15 protein-coding genes are annotated in these 24037 nt (G+C 67.5%); 9 read left to right on the top strand and 6 right to left on the bottom strand.

What is annotated here, in order from left to right; all coding sequences use genetic code 11:
- The first annotated feature begins 23 nt into the window (after positions 1–23).
- Complete coding sequence (hemL, locus tag ACFUTU_RS10840) at positions 24–1358, top strand: glutamate-1-semialdehyde 2,1-aminomutase (protein WP_377964037.1); 1335 nt, start codon at positions 24–26, stop codon at positions 1356–1358.
- A 113-nt stretch (positions 1359–1471) separates the two neighbouring features.
- Here the strand turns inward: hemL and ACFUTU_RS10835 are convergent, their stop codons facing one another.
- From ACFUTU_RS10835 to ACFUTU_RS10820, 4 genes are all read right to left on the bottom strand, one after another.
- Positions 1472–2320 carry a MetQ/NlpA family ABC transporter substrate-binding protein gene (locus tag ACFUTU_RS10835; RefSeq protein WP_377964035.1) on the bottom strand — a complete coding sequence of 283 codons (849 nt, stop codon included), beginning with the start codon at positions 2318–2320 and terminating at the stop codon, positions 1472–1474.
- A gap of 98 nt (positions 2321–2418) precedes the next feature.
- Positions 2419–3090, bottom strand: a complete 672-nt coding sequence (locus tag ACFUTU_RS10830; protein ID WP_102971944.1) for a methionine ABC transporter permease — start codon at positions 3088–3090, stop codon at positions 2419–2421.
- Entirely contained in the window at positions 3087–4157 is a 1071-nt protein-coding gene (locus tag ACFUTU_RS10825; protein ID WP_377964032.1) for a methionine ABC transporter ATP-binding protein, read from the bottom strand. The genes ACFUTU_RS10830 and ACFUTU_RS10825 overlap by 4 nt, the downstream gene beginning before the upstream one ends.
- A gap of 297 nt (positions 4158–4454) precedes the next feature.
- Complete coding sequence (locus ACFUTU_RS10820) at positions 4455–5165, bottom strand: 3'-5' exonuclease (protein WP_377964030.1); 711 nt, start codon at positions 5163–5165, stop codon at positions 4455–4457.
- A gap of 129 nt (positions 5166–5294) precedes the next feature.
- Here ACFUTU_RS10820 and ACFUTU_RS10815 point away from each other — a divergent pair, with 129 nt between their 5' ends.
- From ACFUTU_RS10815 to ACFUTU_RS10805, 3 genes are all read left to right on the top strand, one after another.
- Positions 5295–5711, top strand: a complete 417-nt coding sequence (locus tag ACFUTU_RS10815) for an MGMT family protein (RefSeq protein WP_377964028.1) — start codon at positions 5295–5297, stop codon at positions 5709–5711.
- A gap of 110 nt (positions 5712–5821) precedes the next feature.
- Positions 5822–9094 (top strand): ATP-dependent helicase, encoded by a 3273-nt coding sequence (locus ACFUTU_RS10810; protein WP_377964103.1) that lies wholly within the window; start codon positions 5822–5824, stop codon positions 9092–9094.
- Positions 9091–12570, top strand: a complete 3480-nt coding sequence (locus ACFUTU_RS10805) for an ATP-dependent helicase (RefSeq protein WP_377964026.1) — start codon at positions 9091–9093, stop codon at positions 12568–12570. The genes ACFUTU_RS10810 and ACFUTU_RS10805 overlap by 4 nt, the downstream gene beginning before the upstream one ends.
- A gap of 4 nt (positions 12571–12574) precedes the next feature.
- Here the strand turns inward: ACFUTU_RS10805 and ACFUTU_RS10800 are convergent, their stop codons facing one another.
- Positions 12575–13885, bottom strand: coding sequence for a phosphotransferase (locus ACFUTU_RS10800; protein ID WP_377964024.1), 1311 nt, complete (start codon positions 13883–13885; stop codon positions 12575–12577).
- Positions 13886–14049: 164 nt separating this feature from the next.
- Here ACFUTU_RS10800 and nudC point away from each other — a divergent pair, with 164 nt between their 5' ends.
- Genes nudC through ACFUTU_RS10785 form a run of 3 tightly spaced genes read left to right on the top strand, consistent with a single transcriptional unit; the run spans position 14050 to position 17974 of the window.
- Complete coding sequence (gene nudC / locus ACFUTU_RS10795; protein ID WP_377964022.1) at positions 14050–15102, top strand: NAD(+) diphosphatase; 1053 nt, start codon at positions 14050–14052, stop codon at positions 15100–15102.
- Positions 15103–15137: 35 nt separating this feature from the next.
- On the top strand, positions 15138–17270 hold the full coding sequence (locus tag ACFUTU_RS10790) for an ATP-dependent DNA helicase UvrD2 (protein WP_377964020.1): 2133 nt from the start codon (positions 15138–15140) through the stop codon (positions 17268–17270).
- Positions 17270–17974 (top strand): M48 family metallopeptidase, encoded by a 705-nt coding sequence (locus tag ACFUTU_RS10785; protein ID WP_377964018.1) that lies wholly within the window; start codon positions 17270–17272, stop codon positions 17972–17974. The genes ACFUTU_RS10790 and ACFUTU_RS10785 overlap by 1 nt, the downstream gene beginning before the upstream one ends.
- 24 nt (positions 17975–17998) lie before the next feature.
- Here ACFUTU_RS10785 and ACFUTU_RS10780 read toward each other — a convergent pair whose 3' ends face one another.
- Positions 17999–19483, bottom strand: a complete 1485-nt coding sequence (locus ACFUTU_RS10780; protein ID WP_377964016.1) for a zinc-dependent metalloprotease — start codon at positions 19481–19483, stop codon at positions 17999–18001.
- A 220-nt stretch (positions 19484–19703) separates the two neighbouring features.
- Between ACFUTU_RS10780 and ACFUTU_RS10775 the strand changes: the two genes are divergently transcribed.
- Positions 19704–20864: a PDZ domain-containing protein gene (locus ACFUTU_RS10775; protein ID WP_377964014.1), complete on the top strand. Its 1161-nt coding sequence runs from the start codon at positions 19704–19706 to the stop codon at positions 20862–20864.
- 129 nt (positions 20865–20993) lie between these two features.
- Positions 20994–23981, top strand: a complete 2988-nt coding sequence (locus ACFUTU_RS10770) for a UPF0182 family protein (RefSeq protein ID WP_377964012.1) — start codon at positions 20994–20996, stop codon at positions 23979–23981.
- Positions 23982–24037: the final 56 nt, after the last annotated feature.

Genomic DNA, 24037 nt, shown 5'->3' with positions numbered 1-24037 from the left:
CACAGACTGAAAGAATGGGAACCATGACTTCCAGCACCCCTCGCAACGAGGAACTCTTCGACCGCGCCCGCCAGCTGATGCCCGGCGGCGTGAACTCACCGGTCCGCGCCTTCGGTTCCGTCGGCGGCACGCCCCGCTTCATGGTGGCAGCCAAGGGCGCGTACCTGACCGACGCCGACGGCAAGGACTACGTGGACCTGGTCTGCTCCTGGGGCCCGGCCCTGCTGGGACACGCGCACCCGGCCGTCCTCGACGCCGTGCACGCCGCCGTGGACCGCGGGCTCTCCTTTGGTGCCTCAACCCCCGATGAGGCCAACCTTGCCGCCATCGTCAAGGAACGAGTTTCCGCCGTCGAACGGCTGCGCATGGTGTCCACCGGCACGGAGGCCACCATGACGGCGATCAGGCTCGCCAGGGGCTTCACCGGCCGCAACCTGGTGATCAAGTTCGCCGGCTGCTACCACGGCCACCTCGACGGGCTGCTCGCCTCTGCGGGCTCCGGCGTGGCCACGCTCGCCCTGCCCGGTTCCGCCGGGGTCACGGCGGCCACCGCCGCCGAAACCCTGGTGCTGCCGTACAACGACCTCGGCGCCGTCGAGGCCGCCTTCGCCGAGCACGGACCCAACATCGCCGCCGTCATCACCGAGGCTGCGCCCGCCAACATGGGCGTGGTCACCCCCGGCGAGGGCTTCAACGCAGGCCTGGCACGGATCACCGCCGAGCACGGCGCCCTGCTGATCGTCGACGAGGTCCTCACCGGTTTCCGCACCGGCTACTCGGGCTACTGGGGACTCACCGGGGGTGCCGCCGGCGCCGCCGAGAAGTGGACCCCGGATCTGCTCACCTTCGGCAAGGTCATCGGCGGAGGCATGCCGACGGCGGCACTCGGCGGCCGCGCCGACGTCATGGACTGCCTCGCACCGCTGGGGCCCGTCTACCAGGCAGGCACGCTGTCCGGCAATCCGGTGGCCATGGCTGCCGGCGTGGCCACCCTGACCCACGCCACCCGCGACGTGTACTCGTTCGTGGACGCCCGGTCCCTGGAACTGTCCAAGGCCCTGTCCGCCGCGCTGGACGCGGCTGGCGTCGACCACTCCATCCAGCGGGCCGGCAACCTGTTCTCGGTGGCGTTCGGCACGTCCGAGCACGGCGTCCACAACTACAGCGACGCGCTGAAACAGGAGGCGTTCCGCTACGCACCGTTCTTCCACTCCATGCTCGACTCGGGCGTCTACCTCCCGCCGTCGGTTTTCGAGGCCTGGTTCCTGTCCGCAGCGCACGACGACGCCGCCATGAACCGGATCTTCGATGCGCTGCCGGCCGCTGCGGAGGCCGCCGCCGCAGCCAAGGCCTCATAAGCCGTCCGCGCCGCCCGGCGTCGGGCTTGAAACGTTCGGCATAAAAAACTCTGGCACCCGCCGCGGCGGGTGCCAGAGTTTTTTGGTTACGTTCCGGCTTGCCGGGAGACTGCCTAGAAGGCTACCGTCACGTCACCGTTGGGCCATTCCTTCTGGATGAAGGCCTTGACCTCGGGGGAGTGCAGGAGCTCGTCCAGCTTCTTGATGCGGGGATCGTCCTTGGACTCCTCGCGCCAGGCCAGGAAGTTGGCGTAGGGGTTGTTCTCGGTGGACTCCACTGCCAGGGCGTCCGTGGTGCTGAGCCCGGCCTTCAGGATGAAGTTGCCGTTGATCAGGGCCAGGTCCACGGAGGGGTCCTTCAGGTCGTTGATCAGCAGCTCCGGCTGGTTCTCGGAGAACTTCAGCTTCTTCGGGTTCTGCTCATCGGTCAGGCCGATGACGGAGGAGTCATCCTTGATGTCCTTCACGAGGCCGGCCTTTTCCAGCACCCGGAGGGCCCGGACCTGGTTGGAGGGATCGTTGGTGATGGCGATCTTGGCGCCGTCCTTGATCTCGCTGATGTCCTTGACCTTCTCGGAGAAGGCGGCGTAAGGCTCGATGTGGACGCCTTCGCCGTGGCCGAACTTGTAGCCCTTGGTCTTGACCTGGTCCTCGAACCACGGCAGGTGCTGGTAGTAGTTGGCGTCCAGCGAGCCGTCGCTCAGAGCGGTGTTCGGCGTCTGGTAGTCCTCGATCTCCTTGATGTCCAGCTTGAGCCCGGCCTTCGGGGCGAGGTCCTGGTTGAGGAATTCAAGGATCTTGGCCTGCGGTACGGGGCTGGCGCCCACGGTGATCGTGACCGGCTTGGCGGGGTCAAGGGTCTGGGTGGACTCGGCGCTGGGGGCGGAGGAGCCGCCGCCGCACCCGGTCAGCGCCAGTGCCGCGGCGATGCCGGTGGCGAGGAGGGTGAGTGATTTACGCATGGGATGCTTTCCTTTCGAAATAGCCTAGGATCCCGACGGCGGCGCCGGGGAGATCCGAATCAGGTGCAGTGAGCGGCTACTCGCTGCGGTGAAGATTTTTAGCGGTGGTCCAGGCTCCGCGAGATCCATTCACCCGTGAGCTGGATGAGCTGGACGAGGACAATGATCAGCACGATGGTGACGATCATGACCGTGACGTCAAAGCGCTGGAAGCCATAGTTGTAGGCGAGCTTTCCGAGCCCGCCGCCGCCGACGAGGCCGGCCATGGCGCTGTACCCCACCAGGGTGACGACGGTGGTGGTCGCCGCGGCAACGAGCGCGGGCAGGGACTCGGGCAGCATCACCTTGCTGATGACCTGCATCCGGGTGGAGCCCATCACCTGCGCGGCGTCAATCTTGCCGTGGTGGACGTCACGGAGGCAGGCCTCCACCAGGCGGGCGAAGAACGGGATGGTTCCGATCGAGAGTGAAACGGAGGCAGCCACGGGGCCGAGGCTCGTCCCGACGAGGAGCCGGGCCAGGGGGATCAGGGCCACCATCAGGATTGCGAAGGGGATGGAGCGGGTGATGTTAACGACGATGTCGCTGACGATCCGGTTGACGACGGGCATGGGCCGCAGCCCGCCGGGAACGGTGACGTGCAGGAAGACCCCGAGCGGCAGTCCGACCAGCACGGTAAAGAAGGCCGAGATTCCCACCATCTGGAGGGTTTCCACGATGGCTTCCGGCAGCGCCTTGGCCAAAACAGGATTGCTGAAGATCTCGTTCACTTGGCGTCTCCCGTCTCGGCGGCGAAGTCAGTGTCCGCCGGGGCGAATTCGGCCAGTTCCGCGTCGTCGGCGGCCGTGTCAGCCAGTTTCGCGCTGATGCCGCGGTCCCGGAGGTAGTCCAGCACGGCGCGGTAATCGGCGTTGCTGGCAAGCTGGACCCGCAGGTGGCCGAACTGCTGGCCGCCGAGGGTTTCGACGCTGCCGGCCAGGACATTCAGGTCGATGTCAAAATGCCGTGCCACTCCGGTGAGCACCGGTTCCTTGGCGCCGTCGCCGGAGAGGAGGATCTCCAGCACCGGTCCCGTCTGGAGCGCACCCTTGATGGGTTCGGAGGCCGGCAGCGGCAGAAGGGCCCGCGCCAGTTTGCTGTCGAGATCCGAGGCGACCTCGGCGAGGGCGCCGGATTCGATCACGCGGCCCCTGGACAGCAGGGACACGGAGCCGCAGACACGCTTCACCACGTGCATCTCGTGGGTGATGATGAGCACCGTCAGCTGCAGGCGCCGGGTCAGGTCCTGGATCAGGTCGAGGATTTCGTCGGTGGTGGCGGGGTCCAGTGCGGATGTGGGCTCGTCACACAGCAGGACGTCCGGATCCGATGCCAGGGCGCGGGCGATGCCCACACGCTGGCGCTGTCCGCCGGAAAGCTGGGAGGGGTAGGCATTCTCGAATCCCTCCAGGCCCACAAGCTTCAGCAGCTCGGCGACCTTCGCCCGGCTCTTGTCCTTCGGCGCCTTGACGAGCTCCAGGGGATGGGCCACGTTGCCGGCGGCCGTGCGCGAGTCCATGAGGTTCGCGTGCTGGAAGACCATGCCGATGCGGCGGCGCGCGGCGCGGATCTCGGAGTCCCTGACAGAGCTCAGTTCGGTACCGTCAATGTTGACCGATCCCGACGTCGGACGGTCCAGCAGTGTCAGGCAGCGCACCAGGGTGGACTTGCCCGCTCCGGAGTGGCCGATGATGCCGTGGATGGAGCCTTTGGGGACAGAAAGCGATACCCCGTCAAGGGCCACCACTTCCTTTTTCCCCTGACGGTAGACCTTGCGCAGGTCGGTGACTGTGATCATTTATCCTCAGGAGGTTGGACTTGGGCAGGGCATAGCACAAGCACGGTTCTGAACTAAATTATGTCAGCGCAGGGAAACGCCAGCCACTTCCGAACATTATTCGGCTTCGGCAGGGCTGAACCGTTCTTCTGCGCCCTGACTGTTGCTGCGGACTGCGTGATCGACGGCGTTGCAGCATCATCCTGAATCGATGCAGGCGCGGATCGCCCGCCCGAGTTTGGCCGGGCGCTGTGATCTTCGTCCCAAGGCCTTCCGTTTTGTGACTGTCCGGACTTCGGCGCTATGCGGGTGCCTGCCCTAGAAACCCCCGCGGCTTGTGTCCTCGGGAGGCAGCACCGGCCAGTCACCCTCGATGACGGCCGTGGGCTTGGTCTTGCGGAGGTACTGCTGGAAGTCGGCTGCCTGGCTGACGGCCCAGTCCACCTGGAGCTGGTGCAGCTGGCTGGCCGGCATGCTCAGCTTGGGGAACTTACCGGCCATGGCGTCGAGCATGCGCAGGGTTGCCAGGGCGTCCGCGGCCGAGGTGTGCGCGTTTTCAAGCTCCACGCCGTACTCCTCGCACAGCGCCGTCAGCGTCCTCTTTCCCTTGCGGTACCGGTCCACCTGCTTGTTCATGATGTAGGGGTCGAGCACGGGGAACCGGCTCAGCTGCGGGACGCCGTACCTGGCCGACTCGGCGGCCAGGACCGTGAAATCGTAACTGGCATTGAACGCGATCACCGGCACGTCGTCGTCGAACAGCCCCTGGAGCACAGCGGCGACTTCCCTGGTGACCTCCGCCGCAGGCCGGCCGTGGGTGCGGGCATGTTCAGTGGTAATCCCGTGGACGTCGCTGGCCTCGGCCGGTATCTCGACGCCGGGATCAGCCAGCCACTCATGCTCACGGATGACACTTCCGGAACTGTCCACCACCGTGACGGAAGCCGTCACGATCCGGGCGGCACGGGAGTTGCGACCCGTGGTTTCGAGGTCGAACGCGGCCCGGGGGAGAGTGTTCCAAGTGCTCATGGATCCAAATTACCCGGAGCCACTGACAGTCCTGGTGCTTGCCCCGCGCGTGTCCGGCCCATTGTGGGAAGACGCACACGAAGCCTCCCCCGGGAGCTGATGGTCCGGGCCGGCCGATAGTCTGGGGACATGCGGACGGAGTATGTGGAGGCGGTCTTGGCCGTAGTCGACCTCATCCCGGCCGGTGCAGCGGTGGCATACGGGGACGTCGCCGAACTTCTCGGCGCGGGAGGGCCGCGGCAGGTGGGTTCCGTACTAAGCCATTACGGCAGCAGCGTCCCGTGGTGGCGGGTAATGCGGGCCAGCGGACAGGCGCCGGACGGCCATGAGGCCGAGGCCCTCAACCACTACCTGAAGGAGGGCACACCGCTGCGCGGGGACTATCGGGAGTTTGCCAGGACGGGCGAGGGACGGTGGCGGGTGGATCTGACCGCCGCCCGGTGGGCGCCGTCCGACGCCGATTTCGACGCAGTGGATGTGATTGCTGAGCGGCTGGAAGCGTCGCTGCGAAAATTGTCAGTCCCCGATGATGGAATGTCCGTGTGACCGCAACACTTGATCAGATTTCCGCCCTCACTTCGGAACAGGACCACGCGGACTCCCTCTCCGCGGCCGGGTTTCCATCCGCCGGTCTTCGGCTGCTGCCCCCCCGCCAAGTGCACTCGCGCGTTCCGGTGCTCACTGAGGACCAGCTGGCCGCCGTCGAAGTGCCCCGCGGTGCCGGCCCCGTGCTGGTCCCCGGCGCGCCCGGCACCGGAAAATCCACCGTTCTCATTGAAGCGGCAATCCGCCGGGTGGAGGCAGGCGGGGTCGACCCCCAGCGCATCCTCATTCTTGCTCCCGGACGGCTTGCTGCCGATACCCTCCGCGACCGGTTCACCGCCCGGCTGAACAGGAGCCTGAGCACCACACCGGCCCGTACCTGGGCGGCGTACGCCTTTGACCTCATCCGCCGTGCCAAGGCGGAGGGGCTCCTGCCGCTGTCCAAGGCCCCCCGCCTGCTGTCCGGCCCCGAACAGGACCTCATCATCAAGGAACTGCTGGAGGGCCATGCCTTGCCGGGCCTTGGGCTGCCCTGGCCCGATGACCTCATGGCGGCCCTGCCCACGCGCGGGTTTCGGCATGAGGTCCGCCAGCTGTTTGACCGGATCACGGAGGCAGGCCGCACCGCCGATGACCTCGCCGGCCTGGGCCACGCGTGCGGGCGGCCTGACTGGGTTGCCGCTGCTGCCCTGTACGCCGAATACCGCGACGTCCTCGACCTCCGCATGCCGGAGGCGTTCGATCCTGCGGGCATCATCACGGCCGCACGCCAGCTCTTCCAGGATTTTCCGGAGTTCCTGGCGGCCGAACGCGACCGTCTCCAGCTGGTCCTGGTGGACGATATCCAGGAGGCCAATCCGGCGGTCTTCGAGCTCCTGGCTGACGTCGCAGCCGGGAAGGACGTTTATGTGACGTCGGCGCCGGACACGGTGGTGCAGGGTTTCCGCGGCGCGCGGCCGGATCTCGTGGCGGAGCTCCCCGTCCTTCTGGGAGGCGAGGAACGCGCGGTCGTTGAGAAGCCGCTGGTCCACGCCCACCGGCACCGGCCGGCAGTGGCCCGGGCCTGGCTGGGGGTAGCGGACCGGATTTCCCTCCGGGCCGGGGGTCAGCTGGCCCGGCGCCTGGACCCGGTTGTCCCCGATGCCGCCGGCGCTGACGCAGCCGGCGCCGAAGCCGAAGGCGCCGAGACCGGCGGCGCAGAGACCGAAGCCACGGTGACCGACGGCACCGTGGAAGCGCACCTCCTGCCGTCGCCGGTGCACGAGCTGCGCTACGTCGCCCAGAGGATCCTCGAGGCGCACCTTCGGGACGGGCGGCCCCTCGAGGACATCGCTGTGATTGTCCGGAACGGCGGCCAGCTGAGCCAGCTGCAGCGCTACCTCTCCGGCCAGGGGATTCCCGTCCGGATTCCGGTGGCCGAGTCCGCCGTGCGCGATGAAGTGGCTGTCCGTCCGCTGCTCGACGCCTATGCGGTGGCCTTGGACCCGGCGGTCCTCACGCCGGAATCGGCCGTGTCACTCCTGACGTCCCGGGTCGGCGGGGCAACGTCCCTCGAGCTGCGCCGGCTCCGCCAGTCGCTGCGGCGGGAGGAGCTGCTTGGCGGCGGTGGCCGCTCCAGCGATGCGCTGCTTGTCGAGGCGCTGCTGGAACCCGGCGCACTCGGCTCACTGGGCATCGAGGGCCGGTCCGCGCGCCGGGTGGCCCGCATGATCCAGGCCGGCCGGAAGGCCGTCGCCGAACCCGGCGCCAACGCGGAAACGGTGCTGTGGGCCCTCTGGCACTCCACCGGGCTCGCGGGAACCTGGACTGCCGCGGCCCTGGCCGGCGGGCTCGTCGGATCCCGGGCCGACCGCGACCTTGACGCCATGATGGCACTCTTCCATACGGCTGAACGCTATGTGGACCAGATGCCCGGGTCGGGACCGGAACAGTTCCTGGAATACCTGCTGAACCAGGAACTGCCCATGGACACCCTGGCGGCGCGCGCCCAGGTGGATGACGCCGTGGAGCTGATGACGCCGGCCAGTGCCGCCGGCCGGGAATGGCCGTTCGTTATCGTCGCCGGACTGCAGGAAGGTGTCTGGCCCAACACCCGTCTCCGCGGTGAACTGCTGGGCAGCACCCTGTTCGCCGACGCCGTCGAACACGGCGTGGAGTACGCGCTCCAGCTGGGCCCGCTGAGCCGCCTGCGGGAGATCCGCTACGACGAACTCCGCAGCTTTTCCACGGCGGTCTCGCGGGCACAGGAGGTGCTCCTGTGCACCGCCGTGTCGTCAGAGGATGAACAGCCGTCCTCCTTCCTGGATTACGTGGCGCCGCTGCTGCCGGACCAGGACGGGCGGGGCTACACCCCGGTGGAGCGGCCCCTGACGCTCCGTGCCCTCGTGGCAGAGCTCCGCCAGTACGCCCAGCTGGACGGCAGGTTTTCAGCCGAGGCGGATGAGGCCGTCCGCGTCCTCGCCCGGCTCGCCACAGCGGAACCGCCCGTACCGGGCGCCCACCCGGAATCGTGGTGGGGGCTTGCCCCGCTGACATCCGTGGACCGGGTTGTGCCGCCCGGCGGCACCGTCTATGTTTCGCCGTCCAAGGTGGAATCGGTGCAGAAATCGCCGCTCGACTGGTTCATCCAGGCCGCCGGTGGCGAAGCGGCCACAGACTTCGCCCGCAGCCTCGGTACCCTGGTGCACGCCATCGCACAGGACCTCCCCGAGGCCAGCGGAACCGAATACCTCGCCGAACTGGTCAAGCGCTGGCCTGCACTGGGCATGAAGGACAACTGGGAAGGCAAGCTGGACTTCCGCCGGGCAGAGGCCATGGTCCGGAAACTGGCGCAGTACATCCTCGTCATGCGCAGCGAGGACAGGCGTCTTGCAGGCGTGGAGCAGGACTTCGAGGTGGCGCTGCCCGAGCCCGGTTCCGTCCCCCGCGCGGACGTTCCCACTGACGAGGGGCCGCGCTCGGCCGTGCTGCGCGGACAGGTGGACCGGCTGGAGATCGACGCCGAGGGGCGCCTGGTGATCGTTGACCTCAAGACCGGCAAGCGGCAACCGGGCAAGGCCGAACTGGGCAGGCATCCCCAGCTGGGCGCCTACCAGGCGGCCGTTCTGGCCGGGGGCTTCGGCGCCGACGCGGCGGGTGCAGTGCCCGGCGGCGCAGTGCTTGCCCAGCTGGGCACCACTACGAAGAGCCCGGGCATCCAGCACCAGGATCCGCTGGAGCCCGGGGATAACTGGGCGATGGACATGGTGAACGATGCCGCTGCGGTGATGTCCGGGCACGAATTCGAGGCGAGGCACGATCCCGCCAAGGCAGGCTTCGGCGGACTCGGCTGCCGGCTGCCGGAGGTTTGTCCGCTGTGTGCACGTGGAAAGCAGGTTACCGAATGAGCCGGACGGCAGAGCTGCCCGAGCCCAGGTTCAGTCCCGAAGAGTTGTCCGTATTGCTGGGGGAGAAAAACCTGCCGACGGCGGAACAGTCGGCCATCATCTCCTCGCCGCTTACGCCCCGGCTGGTTATCGCCGGTGCAGGGTCGGGCAAGACGGCCACCATGGCCGACCGCGTCGTGTGGCTTGTTGCGAACGGCTGGGTCAAGCCGGAGGAAGTCCTCGGGGTCACCTTCACGAGGAAGGCTGCCGGGGAACTCGCCAGCCGCATCCGCACCAAGCTCAGTGCACTGCAACGGTCGGTCACAGGCGTTGCCGGTGCCGCTGCGGGCGCTGGTGGCGCCGTTGCGGGGGCCCTGCTCAGCGCGGACGCCCTGGAGCCGAAGGTTTCCACCTACCACTCGTTTGCCAGCGGCATCGTCTCCGACTACGGCCTGCGGCTCGGCATCGAACGGGACGTCGTGCTGCTGGGCGGTGCCCAGGCCTGGCAGTTGGCCAGTGAGGTCGTCGAGGCGTTCGATGGCGAGTACTCGCATTTCCGCGTGGCCAAGTCCACCCTCGTCAAAGCGGTCATCCAGCTGGCGGGGGAGTGTGCTGAACACCTCCAGGACCCGGACGGCGTTCACGGCTGGCTGATGCAGCGGCTCGCCGAGTTCGAGGCCCTGCCTTACGTGGCCGGCGCCAAGAAGAACCCGTCCCAGGCCGCGGGCGAGCTGGGAGCGATGCTTCGGACCAGGGCCAGCGTGGCGGAGCTCGTGGGAAGGTACGCTGACGCCAAACGGGCACGGGGAGCCCTGGACTTCGGCGATCTCGTGGCGCTCGCGGCACGCGTTGCCCGGGAGGTGCCCTTGGCGGCCCAGATGGAACGGCAGCGCTACAAGGTGGTGCTGCTGGACGAATTCCAGGACACGTCGCACGCCCAGCTGGTGCTTTTCTCCAGGCTTTTCGGGGACGGTCACGCCGTCACCGCCGTAGGCGACCCGAACCAGTCCATCTACGGCTTCCGCGGGGCCTCCGCCGGCCAGCTGTTCCACTTCGTCAACGAGTTCCCGGTCAGTGTGAAGGACAGCCAGACGGCTACGGAGACCCGCCGACCCGCCCCGGTGTCTTACCTGACCACTGCCTGGCGCAACGGCCGCAACATCCTGGCTGCAGCCAACCTCATCTCCGCCCCGCTCAGCGCCGCCGCGGCGCAGTCCGGGCCTGCCGGCCAGCGGACCTCCGGCGCCGCCGTGGAAGTGCCTGCGCTGCGGCCCAGCCCCGCTGCAGTGCAGGGCAGGGTAGTGATCGGCCGTTTCGCCACGGATGAGGATGAAGCGGCGGCCATCGCCAAGGACCTCCTGAAGTTCCGGGCCACGGATTTCGACGCCTCATCCCCGGGCGTCCAGCCGGCGATGGCCGTCCTGTGCCGCAGGCGCGCGCAGATGGAATGCCTCCGCAAGGAGTTCGAGGCCACAGGCATCCCCTACGAAATTGTCGGCCTCGGCGGGTTGCTGGACACCCCCGAAATCGTGGACCTGGTGTCGACGCTCCGGGTCCTGGCCGACCCCGGCCGGTCGGATTCCCTGATGCGGCTCCTGGCCGGTGCGCGGTGGCGCATCGGCACCGCCGACCTCATGGCGTTCCGGGACTGGTCCGCGTTCCTGGCCCGCCGCCGCGGCATGGCCGACGACGGCCGCGGAACGGGCGGCAACGGCCCGGCAGACGGGGACGAAGGGGATGCGGACGCCGCGGACGTCATCATCGAGGGGGACATCACCGACGCCGCCAGCCTTGTCGAAGCCCTGGACTGGCTGCCGCACGAGGGGTGGACGTCGGCGCACGGCCGCTGCCTGACGCCGGCCGCCCGCGAACGGCTGCAGCGCCTTGGCACGGAGCTGCGGCAGCTTCGGGGGCTGATCGGCGAGGACCTGACCACGCTGCTCGGGGAAGTGGAGCGGGCCATGCTGCTGGACATCGAGGTTGCCGCGAGGCCCGGGTTCAGCATCCACCAGGCGCGGCGGAACCTGGATGCCTTCCAGGACGCGGCCGCCGGCTTCCTGCAGACATCCCACCGGGTTGATGTCCTGGCTTTCCTTTCCTGGCTGGAAGCGGCGGCAGCAGAGGAGGGCGGCCTGGACGTTCCGCCGGCGGACGTCAACCACGAGGCAGTCCAGTTGCTGACGGTGCATGCCTCCAAAGGACTCGAGTGGGACGTCGTGTTCGTGCCGGGCCTGAACTCGGGCGCGTTCCCCAGCAGCCGTGACTCAAGGTGGAGCAGCGGTTCCGCGGCCCTGCCCTGGCCGCTGCGGGGTGACCGTGCGGATCTTCCCCAGTGGGACCTTGACCAGCCGGACCAAAAGGGGTGGCTGGACGCCGAGAAGGTGTTCAAGGGAGACGTGCAGGCCCATGGGGAGGCTGAGGAGCGAAGGCTCGCGTACGTGGCCTACACCCGCGCCAAGCATGTGCTCTGGGTCTCCAGCGGTGCCTGGGTCGGTGGGCGCGGGGCGATTGCAGAGATGTCGCCGTTCCTTGCCGAGCTCGCGCCGCTGGCCGAACAGGACACTGCGGAGATCCATCCCGCCTCGGTCGACGAGGAATCCCTGCCCACGGAAAGTCCCCTGACCCGCGAACTGGAGGTGGCGGCCTGGCCGTACGATCCGCTCGAAGGTCCCGTGGACCCGCGCAACGGCAACCGGCTCCGGCTGGTTCCGGGCCGGCGAGCGGCCATGGACAGGGCCGCGGAGCGGCTGCTTGCCGAGATCGCTGCTGCCGAGGCCGGCACGCCCGGCCTTCCTGAAGGCGAGCGGCTCCGCCCCCTGGCGGCCGGCTGGGAACGCGAGGCTACCCTCCTTCTGGAACGCCGTGCAAGGAGGGCCCGGAGCCGTGACGTGCATCTGCCCGGACACATCTCAGCGTCAACCCTGGTGGACCTGGGCGAAGACGCCGAGGCCGTGGTCCAGCGGCTCAGGCGACCAGTCCCGCGCGAACCGGGCATGTCCGCCCGCAAGGGCACCGCCTTCCATGCCTGGGTGGAGGAGTACTTCGGAACGGCGGGAATGCTGGATCTCGGCGAAGCACCCGGCTCTGACAACCACATTGACGAGGCATACGGCCTCGATGACATGGTGGCCACCTTCAAGAACTCCCGGTGGGCTCACCGGTCGCCGGCCTACGTCGAAGTCCCCGTGGAGACCCGCATCGGCGACGTCGTTGTCCGGGGCCGGATCGACGCCGTGTTCCGTGACGCCGACGGCGGATGGGACCTGGTGGACTGGAAGACCGGCCGCCGGCCCTCGGCAGCGCAGCTGAAAACCAAGGGCGTCCAGCTGGCCGTCTACCGGCTGGCCTGGGCAAGGCTCAAGGGCGTGCCGGTGGAAGAGGTTCGTGCAGCCTTCTTCTACGTGGCGGACAACCATGTGGTGCGCCCGCACGACCTCGCATCAGCCGCCGAGCTGGAAGGAATCGTGGCCGCTGCCCTGGCTAACCAGGAAACCTGACCGGTTAGGGCGTCTTGGCCTCGACGACCGTGAGGGCAACCGTCGACGTGTCGGCGCCCGATGGCTTCGGAGCCGGTGCCTCATCCTCCCCCTGGGCGGCGTCGGCTTCGCCGGATGACCCGGGGCTGTCCGGTTCAGAAGAAGCATCCGGGCCTGCCGGCCGGCCAGCCGGCTGATCCGCGTCTTTCCCGGCTCTCACCTCATCTGCAGGGATGGGCGTTACCTCCACAGCGGGCGGCGTCACTGCGGGCGGGATGGGCGTGACGTGGACGGCGGGCATGGCCTCCGAGACATCCGTGGCTGCAGGTGCGTCCACCAGTCCGGGTGAAGCCGCGGCCTGTCCGGTTGGCGGGGACCCGGGCTTGGCCGGCGGGAGCGGTTCCACGCTGATCGGCTGTCCGCCGTACTCGGCAATGTCGTCGGCCAGAGTGGAGAGCATCCCTTCCGCCTCGGCGATCATCTCGCTGTCCGCTGCTGCGATGCCCTTGACAAGGTACTGCGCCAACGCGAATTCGGCCGAGAGCGCGGCGCGCCGCAGCAGATGGTTGTCGGGGGAGTCCCGTCGCTTTGCCCTGTAGTGCTTGACCACGGCGTCAACGAACTCGTGCTCATTGGACGCCACGAGCCAGGCGAGGTCGTCTGCGGGGTCCCCGATGCGGAGGTCGGTCCAGCCAGTGACGGCCGTGACACGGTTTTCCTCGACCAGCAGGTTGTCCTCGTGCAGGTCACCGTGCACCACACAGGGGTTGAACCGCCACAGCGAGACGTCCTCCATGGCGTGTTCCCAGCGGCGGAGCAGGAGGGCCGGAATCTTGCCCGTAGTGGCGGCCATGTCGAGTTCGTTGAGCCTGCGCTGGCGGAACTCGTTCGGGGTGTAGCTGGGCAGGTCCGCGTTGCTTACGAGTGTGCGGGGCAGGTCGTGGATGGCGGCCAGCGCCGTGCCGATCTCCTTGGCAAGCTCCTGCGGACCCGAGGTCAGCTCTTCCACCGTACGGGTGGCGCCGTGCAGGTGCGAGTAGACGAAGGTGGTGAGGTTCTGCTGCCGCACGGTGCCGGCCACGGTCGGCATGAGGAACGGCAGTTCGGCGCGAATGGCCGGTGCGAAGGCGCGCAGGACCAGGAACTCGGTCTCCAGCCTGGTGCTGGCTTCCGCGTGGCGGGGTGAGCGGACGCGCCAGCGCTTGCCTTCGGCATCAAGGAGGAGAGCCGAATCAAAGTCTGCCGGGTCATCCGGGGCAGAGCTCACAGCGGTAGGGCTCAGTCCGGGGACTGCCGCGGTGGCCACAGCTGCCAGTTCGATGGGTTCTCTTCTCACGGTTCCACGGTAGATTGAGCGGCGTCCAAGACGATGATGTGCCGCGGCGAGTCTCCAGATCCGACCAAATATGGCTGGCGCGGGGCGGGGAGGAGCCTCCGTGTCCGGGCCTTCCGGGCCCTCCCAAAATGTAAATTGTCAGTGCGAGTCAGTACGGTGGATACATGAGTCATGCGGAGGCCGCTGCGCCGGTCGGTCAAACGGCGGGCACCATCCCGGAAAATCGTCTGCGGGCAGGAGAGCTGCCCGCCAATCACCTGTTCGACACCGTGCTGCCGGTCCGGCCCGCGATGGTCAACAGGGAATCCGTCGAGCGGATGCGGCCCGGCCTCGTAGAGGACCTGTTAGCCGCCGGAACCGCCAAAGCCATGATCCTGTCCGGCCGGCATGCGCTGGTGGACGGGGACGCCCTTGTCCTGGCCGAGGCCACCCCGCTGTTGGAGCGGCTTGAGGCTTTGGCCTCCGCCCCGGCCCACGTCATCTATCTTGGCACCGCACTTGGCTCGGACGGTCTGCCTGCGGGGACTCAGCTCCTGCTCTTCATCCTGCCGGAACGGGTGGAGCCCGCTCCGGCCGGTCTCCCCGCTGCAGCCAGTTGGGAAGGCTTCCGGGACATCGCCGCGCAGCTGGATCCCACACACACCGCACTCTTCGTTGAAGCAAGTGCCATTGCCAACTGGCACGCCACCCACACGCACTGTCCCCGGTGCGGCACCGTCACGGACGTGGAAGCCGGCGGCTGGGTCCGGCGGTGTCCCGCCGACAACTCCGAACACTATCCGCGCACGGACCCGGCCATCATTGTCACAGTGGTTGGCCCGGACGGCCGCGTCCTGCTGGGCGGCGGTGGCCCGCTGGATGCCAAGAACTACTCCACGCTGGCCGGATTCGTTGAGCCCGGGGAGTCCCTGGAGCAGGCGGTGGTCCGGGAGATCCAGGAAGAGGTGGGCGTCAGGGTCAAGGCCTGCCAGTACCTCGGCTCCCAGTCATGGCCCTTCCCGGCATCCCTTATGCTCGGCTTCACAGCCGTCACCGATGACACGGAAGCAAAGCCCGACGGCGTCGAGGTCACCAGGGCGCGCTGGTTCAGCCGGGAGGAAATCCAGGAAGCCGTGCTCAGCGGAGAGATTGTGATCTCCACGCGGCTCTCCATTGCCAGGGCCCTGATTGAGCACTGGTACGGCGGCGTGATCCAGGACCGTCCGGCGGACGCCTGAACCAGCATCCATCCACACAAAGCAAGCAGCAAGAAGTGACGACAGAAATTCCTGATGGCAGTGCCTCCCTGGAGGACCGGATCCTTGGCGGCCTCGATGCCGAGCAGCGGGAAGTGGCCACGACCCTGACCGGCCCGCTCTGCGTGCTCGCCGGAGCCGGCACCGGCAAGACCCGTGCCATCACCCACAGGATCGCCTACGGCGTGCACTCCGGTGTTTACAGCCCGCAGCGGTTGCTGGCAGTCACGTTCACGGCCCGCGCGGCAGCGGAAATGCGCAGCCGGCTCAGGGATCTCGGGGCCGGGAATGTCCAGGCCAGGACCTTCCACGCGGCCGCGCTGCGGCAGCTGCAGTTTTTCTGGCCGCAGGCGATCGGCGGGGCGCTGCCCAACCTGCTGGACCACAAGGCCCAGATGATCGCCGAGGCTGCGCGCCGCCTGAGGCTTAGCACCGACCGCGCCTCCATCAGGGACCTGGCGTCGGAAATTGAGTGGGCCAAGGTGTCCATGCTCACGCCGGCAAACTACCTGGAAAATGCGCAGGACAGGGGGGCGCCGGGAGGCTTCGACCTCACCGCCGTCGCGCGGGTGTTCCAGGCCTACGAGGACGTCAAGACCGACCGTAACGTCATCGACTTCGAGGACGTCCTTCTGATCACCGTTGGCATTCTGCAGGAAGACCCGAAGGTAGCGGCAACGGTCCGGGAACAGTACCGGCACTTCGTGGTGGACGAATACCAGGACGTTTCCCCGCTGCAGCAGCGTCTCCTGGAGCTCTGGCTTGGCGGCCGCAATGAGCTGTGCGTCGTGGGCGACGCCAGCCAGACCATCTACTCGTTCACGGGAGCGTCCCCGAAGCATCTCCTTGGATTCAAGGCCCAGTATCCGGACGCGAACGTGGTCAAGCTGGTCCGGGACTACCGTTCCACACCCCAGGTGGTGGCGCTGGCCAATGACCTGCTGGCCTCGCGCCGCAGCGGCGGACCGGCGGCCGATGCCGCCTGGGCCACGCCGCTGAAGCTCGTGGCCCAGCGGAGCCCGGGGCCACGGCCGCAGTTCACGGAATGCACGGATGACGAAGCCGAGGCCGCAACAGTCGCCGGGAAGATCCGCACCCTTCTCGACGACGGCGTGCCGGCGAGCGAAATCGCCGTCCTTTTCCGCACCAACGGACAGTCGGAGGCCTACGAGCAGGCTCTTGCCTCGGCCGGAATCGGCTACCAGCTGCGCGGTGGCGAGAGGTTCTTCGCGCGGAAAGAGGTCCGCGACGCGATCCTGCAGCTCCGTGCTGCCACCCGCGCCGTTTCCGCGTCCGAGCCCGAGCCGCTGGGCCAGCTGGTGCGCGACATCGTAGCGTCGCTGGGCTATACGGACACCGCCCCGCACAGCGGCGGTGCCCTGCGGGAACGCTGGGAATCGTTGGCCGCCCTGGTGGCCCTGGCGGACGAGCTGGCGCAGAACCGCGGGCCGCAGTTCGGCCTCCCGGACTTTGTCAACGAGCTGCAGGAGCGTTCGGTTGCCCAGCACGCCCCCACCGTGCAGGGCGTAACGCTGGCCTCCCTGCACGCGGCGAAGGGCCTCGAATGGGACGCGGTCTTCCTCGTGGGACTAAGCGAGGGCCTCATGCCCATCTCCTTCGCAGATACTCCCGCAGCCGTGGACGAGGAACGCCGCCTGCTCTACGTGGGAATCACGCGGGCCCGGGAGCATCTCGCCCTGTCGTGGTCCACGGCGAGAACCCCGGGCGGGCGTGCCAACCGGAAGCCGTCCCGCTTCCTTGACGGGCTGCGCCCGGACTCGGTGACGAGTTCGGCAGCCCGGGGGAGGGGAACAGCGCCGCGCCGCAAGGCGGCCGCACCAGCGTCCTGCCGGGTCTGTGGCAGCATGCTGGCCACCGGAGCCGAACGGAAGGTGGGACGCTGCAGCCAGTGTCCGCCCAGCTACGAAGAGCAAACGTTCAACGCCCTTCGTGACTGGCGCAAGGAGGTCGCGCAGTCGGCCGACGTCCCGGCCTTCGTGGTGTTCACGGACGCGACCCTCACCGCCATCGCCGAAGCCCGGCCGTCCTCCCTGGAGGAACTTGCCCGGCTCGCAGGTGTTGGCCCGTCCAAACTTGAGCGGTACGGCGAAGCAGTCCTCGCGGTCCTAACGGAAAGCAGCACCCTCTGATGCCTGAAAACCGAAGCACCGGAACCCAAGACACCCGAACCCAAGGCGCCCGCATACATGGCGCCACGACGCCGCTGACCACCCATGACGGGGCTCCCGTCGAGGTGCGGCGTTCCGCCCGCCGGCGCCGCACCGTTGCGGCCTTCTGGGAGAACGGAACCGCCGTCGTCGCCATACCCGCCCACTTCACCCGAGCACAGGAGGCGGACTGGGTCCACCGGATGCTCCAGAAGCTCCGGACGCAGGGGGAGAAACGGTCGCGCGGCGCGGGACGCAGGCCGGCCTCGGACGCGGCGCTCGCCGCGCACGCGGCACAGCTTTCGGCCAGGTACCTCGGCGGCAGGTCGGCGCCCACGTCGGTCCGGTGGGTCAGCAACCAGAACTCCCGCTGGGGTTCGGCCACGCCCTCCGACGGGTCCATCCGGCTCTCGGACAAGCTCCGGCCCATGCCCCAGTGGGTCATCGACTATGTGCTGCTGCACGAACTCGCGCATCTGCTGGTGGCAGGGCACAACGCTGCCTTCTGGAAACTGCTGGAGGCGTACCCGGAAACGGAACGTGCCAAGGCATTCCTGGAGGGCGTGTCGTTTGCCATGTCACGCGGCGTGGCCCCCGGCGAGCCGCAGGAAGAAGCCGGACAAGGCGAAGCAGGACAAACAGAAGAGGCCGACGCCGGGCGGTTGCCCTTCAACGTCGGCCTCTAGCGCAACGTCGGCCTCTAGCGGCCGCTAGCTCTTCGGAGCTTCGCCGCCGCCCCCGTCACCCTCGTTCGTGCTGCTGTTGTCCGTGCCGCCGTCAGTCTTCCCGTCTTTACCCGCAGCGTCTTTATCCTCAGCGTCTTTGTCCCCGGCGTCATTGTCAGCCGGGGTGTCAAAGCCGCCGTTCAGGAGCTTCTGCAGCGCGTCGTCCACTTCGCTGTCACTGGCCTCGGCGAGCTTGCGGCGTTCGCTGAAGCCCTTGGGATCGTCAAGGTCCTCGGCGGTGGGAAGCAGGTCCGGGTGCTTCCAGATCGCGTCGCGGCCGTCGATGCCGCGCTCAGCCTTGAGCGATGCCCAGAGCGTGGCGGCCTCACGGAGGCGGCGGGGGCGCAGTTCCAGCCCGACGAGGGATGCGAACGCGTGTTCTGCGGGACCGCCGGTGGCGCGGCGGCGGCGGACCGTTTCGCGGAGCGCCGCGGCGGAGGGCAGGACCTTCTCCGTGGCGGCAGCGGTGAGTTCGTCCACCCATCCTTCGACGAGGGCCAGCGCTGTTTCCAGCTTCTGCAGGGCCAGATCCTGTTCCGGCGTGCGCTGCGGCATGAAGACGCCCTGCGACAGGGCCTCCTGGATGCCCTCCGGGTTGCTGGGGTCAAGGTCCCGGGCCAGTTCCTCGATCCGCGAGGTGTCGATGTGGATGCCCCGGGCGTAGGCCTCGATGGCGCCCAGCAGGTGTCCGCGCAACCACGGGACCTGGACGAAGAGCCGGGCATGGGCGGCCTCGCGGACGGCGAGGAAGAGCCGGATGTCGTTCTCCGGAAGGCTGAGGCCTTCGCCGAACTTGGCCACGTTGCCGGGCAGAAGTGCCATTTCCAGATCGGCCAGCGGAACCCCGATGTCGGTGGAGCTGACAACGTCAGTGGAGAGCGCGCCGATGGCCTGGCCCAGCTGCATCCCGAAGATGGCGCCGCCCACGTTCTGCAGCATGGAGGAAGCGCCGCCCATCATGGACTTCATCTCCTCCGGCATCTGTTCGGTCATGGCGGTGGAGAGGGCGTTGGCCACGCTGTTCGCCACGGGCTCCGTCAGGCGCTTCCAGGTGCCGAGTGTCTCCTCGACCCATTCGGCCCGCGACCACGCCTTGCCGATGAGGCCGGTTGCGGGAAGGTCCGTGACCTGGTCGAGCCACAGCTCGGCGAGCCGCAGCGCCTCATCCACTTCGCGTGACTGGGCAGACGTGACGGACGGGTCGGTGCTGCCTGCGGCCACGCGGCGGGCGTTGTCGTGGGCGAGCTTCCAGTTGACGGGGCCCTCGGAGGGGGCGCTCATCATGGCCTGGACCTGGGAGAACATCTGGGCCAGCAGGTTGGGGTCGTTCGGGAGTCCGGCGGCCTTGGCCAGTTCTGCGGGGTCAATGTCGCCCATGCCCTTGCCGCCCATAAGGTTCTGCAGCATCTCCGCCAGCGGATCCTTGGGGTTTTCGTCGCCGTTGGACGGATTGAGTGGATTGGAGGTCATGATCCCGCCGATCGTCGGTGTGACTATTAATCAACTTCACGCTACCCCGTGCGGGAGGGGCTGTCTGCTGAAAGCAGGCACTTTCGCTGTAGGCAAAGAGCTAACGGCCGGCCGGGACGCGTAGTGTTAGAAACCGGAACGTATGTAGGCTGCGCCCGGCTGTCCGCCGGGCTGCTGCCGCGGTGCAGCGCTGAATGACGCGGTGCGGAGAGGTCCTTCAGTGACGATTACCAAGGGCGGCCAGCCCGCAGAGGAATCCCCGGCGCCCGCCTCCGGTGGCGGGACTTCCGACGGAACCGGAGAAGCGCCCAGATCCCGGCGTGCCCGGGGCCGGGACCCGCGCATCTCCGCGATGACGCTGTCCGGACTCCTTGCGCTCGGGCTGGGCGTGGCGGCGGCGGTGCTGCCGGTTCCGTACGTGGTGGAATCGCCAGGGCCCACGTTCAACACATTGGGCACGGAAAACGCGAAGCCCGTGATCAGCATTTCCGGCCGCGAGACGTTCCCTGCCAAGGGGAACCTCGATCTCACCACGGTCTATGTCGACGGCGGCCCCAACGGTCCCGTCAGTGTCTTTGAGGCATTCTCGGCGTGGCTTGACGGTTCCAAAGCGGTGTACCCCGAGGAACTGATCTTCCCGACGGGGGTGACCAAGGAGGAGTCCCAGCAGGAGAGTGCCGTGGCCATGGCCACCTCCCAGGAGAACGCGGTGGCGGCGGCCCTGAAGGGCCTGGACATCCCTTACGGGCAGAAGCTCGAAGTGGCGGACCTGTCCGATGGCTCGGCGTCAGCGGGGAAGCTGCAGAAGGGTGACGTCTTCACGTCCATCAACGGCAAGGCCGTGACGTCACTGGAGGTGATCCAGGAGGAACTGGCCGCCGGTAAGGGCAAGCCCGCAGCCGTCGTCGTAAGCCGGGACGGCAGGCAGGTCACGGAAACGGTGACGCCGGCCAGGAACCCCTCCGGACGGTACATCCTGGGTGTTCTGCTGCAGTACCGCTTCACGTTCCCGTTCGACGTGAAGATCTCACTCGACAAGGTGGGCGGCCCGAGCGCCGGGATGATGTTCGCCCTGGGAATCATGGACACCCTGACGCCCGGTGACCTCACGGGCGGAAAACACATCGCCGGGACCGGCACCATCAGCCCCGACGGCGTGGTGGGCCCGATCGGCGGCATCGCGGTGAAGATGCACGGTGCCCGGGCTGACGGCGCCACGATGTTCCTGGCTCCGGCGGCCAACTGCGCCGAGGTGGTGGGGCACATTCCGGACGGACTGCAGGTGGTCAAGGTGGAAAACCTTGGTGAAGCGAAGTCCGCCGTGGAGCTGGCGGCCAAGGGCGCCGACACATCGGGACTTCCGGCCTGCACCAACAACTAGACTAAATCGAGGAACTAAGGCCCCGGTCCGCTCGTGGCACTAATTGAGAGCCGGTGCCGGCGCAATGCGTGCCCTCCACTGAAAACTTAAAATTAAGAACAGCAACTGACAAAGCTATGAGGTACGAGTTTGTCCCGTCCTGCCAGCCCCACCCCGCCCGGAAAACTGCAGACAAGGCGCGGTGCTTTGACGCCCACGCTCATCGTCGTTGCGCTGGTCGTCGTCGGGTTCATCTTCTTCGCCAACGTGTGGACGGACGTCCTGTGGTACCAGCAGCTTGGCTACTTTGAGGTGTTCCTGACGGAGAACCTGGCGAGGATCGGAATTTTCGCCGCCGGCTTCCTCATCATGTTCGCCGCCGTGTTCTACGCCATCCGCATCGCCTACCACGCCCGGCCGGTCTATGCACCGGATTCGGACATCCGGGACAACCTCAACCGCTACCAGGCGCAGCTGGAACCGGTGCGGCGGGTGGTCATGATCGGTCTGCCCGTGCTCTTTGGTCTTTTCGCGGGCAGCGCCGCCTCCAGCCAGTGGCAGAAAGTGATGCTGTTCTTCAACCAGGAGTCCTTCGGCCAGACTGATCCTGAGTTCGGGCTCGACATCGGCTTCTACCTCATGACGCTGCCGTTCCTGGGCTTCGTCACCGGATTCCTGATCAGCGTGGCCATCGTGGCCGGCATCGCAGGCATCCTCACGCACTACCTCTACGGCAGCATCAGGATCATGGAACGCGGCATCTTCACCAGCCGCGCCGCGCAGATCCACCTCGCCGTCACCGGCGCCTCATTCCTGATCCTGCTGGGCATCAACTTCTGGCTGGACCGTTACTCGGCACTGCAGAACAGCGGGGGCCGCTGGGCCGGTGCGCTGTACACCGACGTCAACGCGGTCATCCCCACCAAGGCGATCCTGGCTGTCGCGGCGGCCCTCGTCGCCATCCTCTTCATCGTCGCAGCGATCATCGGCAAGTGGCGGCTTCCGGTCATCGGCACCGCGATGCTGGTCATCACCTCCATCCTCGCCGGCGGCGTCTACCCGTGGGTCATCCAGCAGTTCCAGGTCCGGCCCTCGGAGCAGACCCTCGAGCGGAAGTACATCGAGCGCAACATCGGCATGACCCGGGCAGCGTACGGCCTTGACCAGGTGAAGGTGGAGCGGTACAACGCCACCACCACCACGACCGCCGGCGCCCTTGCCCCGGACGCCCAGACCACGGCGAACATCCGGCTCCTGGATCCGAACCTCATCTCCGACGCGTTCTCCCAGCTTGAGCAGTTCCGCCCGTACTACCAGTTCCCCAAAGCACTGAACGTCGACCGGTACATGGTGGACGGCAAGGTGCAGGACACCGTCATCGCCGTGCGCGAGCTGAACCCTGACGGCCTTGCCGCCGACCAGCAGTCCTGGCTGAACCGCCATGTCGTCTACACGCATGGCTACGGTGTTGTCGCCGCGAAGGGCAACAAATTCACCACCGACGGAAAGCCGGAGTTCCTGCAGTCCGGCATTCCGTCCACCGGCGTGCTGGGCAATGACCAGACCTATGAACCGCGCATCTACTTTGGCGAGGACTCCCCGGACTACTCGATCGTGGGTGCACCGGAAGGCGCATCGCCCCGCGAACAGGACCGTCCGGCATCCAGGGAGGGCGGCGAGACGCAGTACACCTTCACCGGAAACGGCGGCCCGAACGTCGGCAGCTTCTTCAACAGGGTGCTGTACTCGATCAAGTTCCAGTCCTCGGACCTGCTGCTGTCCGACGGCGTGAACGAAGCCTCGCAGATCCTGTACGAACGCAACCCGCGTGAGCGTGTGCAGAAGGTGGCGCCTTACCTGACGGTCGACGGCAACGCTTACCCCGCGGTGGTTGACGGACGGGTCAAGTGGATCGTGGACGGCTACACCACCAGCCAGTACTACCCGTACTCGCAGCAGGAGCAGCTTTCCGACGCCACCACGGACTCGCAGACCACCGCCGGCCGCAACGTCGCGCTGCCCAACAGCTCCGTCAATTACATCCGCAACTCGGTCAAGGCAACTGTGGACGCCTACGACGGTTCCGTCACGCTGTACGCCTGGGATGACCAGGATCCGCTGCTGAAGGCCTGGCAGAAGGTGTTCCCGTCCACCCTGAAGCCCTATTCGGAAATGTCCGGCGCAGTCATGAGCCACGTCCGCTACCCGGAGGACCTGTTCAAGGTCCAGCGTGAGCTGCTGGGCCGTTACCACGTGACGGATCCCGTGAGCTTCTACAAGAACGACGACGCGTGGAGCGTTCCGAACGACCCCACCGTCTCACAGGAGGTCAAGCAGCCGCCGTTCTACATGTCGCTGCAGATGCCGGACCAGAAGGCCCCCGCGTTCCAGCTGACGTCCTCCTACATTCCGCAGGTGGTCAACAACAACGCCCGCAACGTCCTTTACGGCTTCCTCGCGGCCGATTCCGACGCCGGTTCGCAGAAGGGCGTGAAGGCGGAAAGCTACGGGCAGCTCAGGCTCCTGCAGGTTCCGCCGGAATCCCAGGTGCCCGGCCCCGGCCAGGCGCAGAACAAGTTCAACTCGGACCCCGCGGTCTCCCAGGCCCTGAACCTGCTGCGGCAGGGTGCATCCGATGTGCTCAACGGCAACCTGCTGACGCTTCCCGCCGCCCGGGGCATGCTTTACATCCAGCCCGTCTACCTCAAGTCCACGGGCGAGACCTCCTACCCGACGCTGCAGAGGGTCCTGGTCGCCTTTGGCGACAAGATCGGCTTCGCGCCCACCCTGGATGAGGCCCTCAACCAGCTGTTCGGGGGCCGGTCCGGAGCCCAGGCAGGGGACGCGTCCAACGGCAAGACGCCGACCGCGCCCGGTGGCGGGGCCACCCCGCCGTCAACGGGCTCGGATGATGCCAAGGCAGCGCTGAAGGCAGCCCTGGACGAAGCCAACGCGGCCATCAAGGCGGGCCAGGAAGCCCTGGCCAAGGGCGACTTTGCGGCGTACGGCGAGCAGCAGAAGAAGCTCTCCGATGCGCTGCGGAAGGCGCTTGACGCCGAGGCGCGGCTTGGCAGCACCGGGACGGCCAGCAGCCCGACGTCGCCGTCCGCGACGCCGACGCCGTCTCCCAGCAGCTGACGCTCTGCTGACGTTCTGCTGACCCAGCTCCGCTGAGCCCGTCAAAGGCCGGCCTT

The sequence above is a fragment of the Arthrobacter sp. NPDC057388 genome (assembly GCF_042668165.1).
GTDB lineage: Bacteria > Actinomycetota > Actinomycetes > Actinomycetales > Micrococcaceae > Arthrobacter.
The sequence above is the reverse complement of the archived record's forward strand: the minus strand, read 5'-3'. Positions and strand labels throughout refer to the sequence as shown.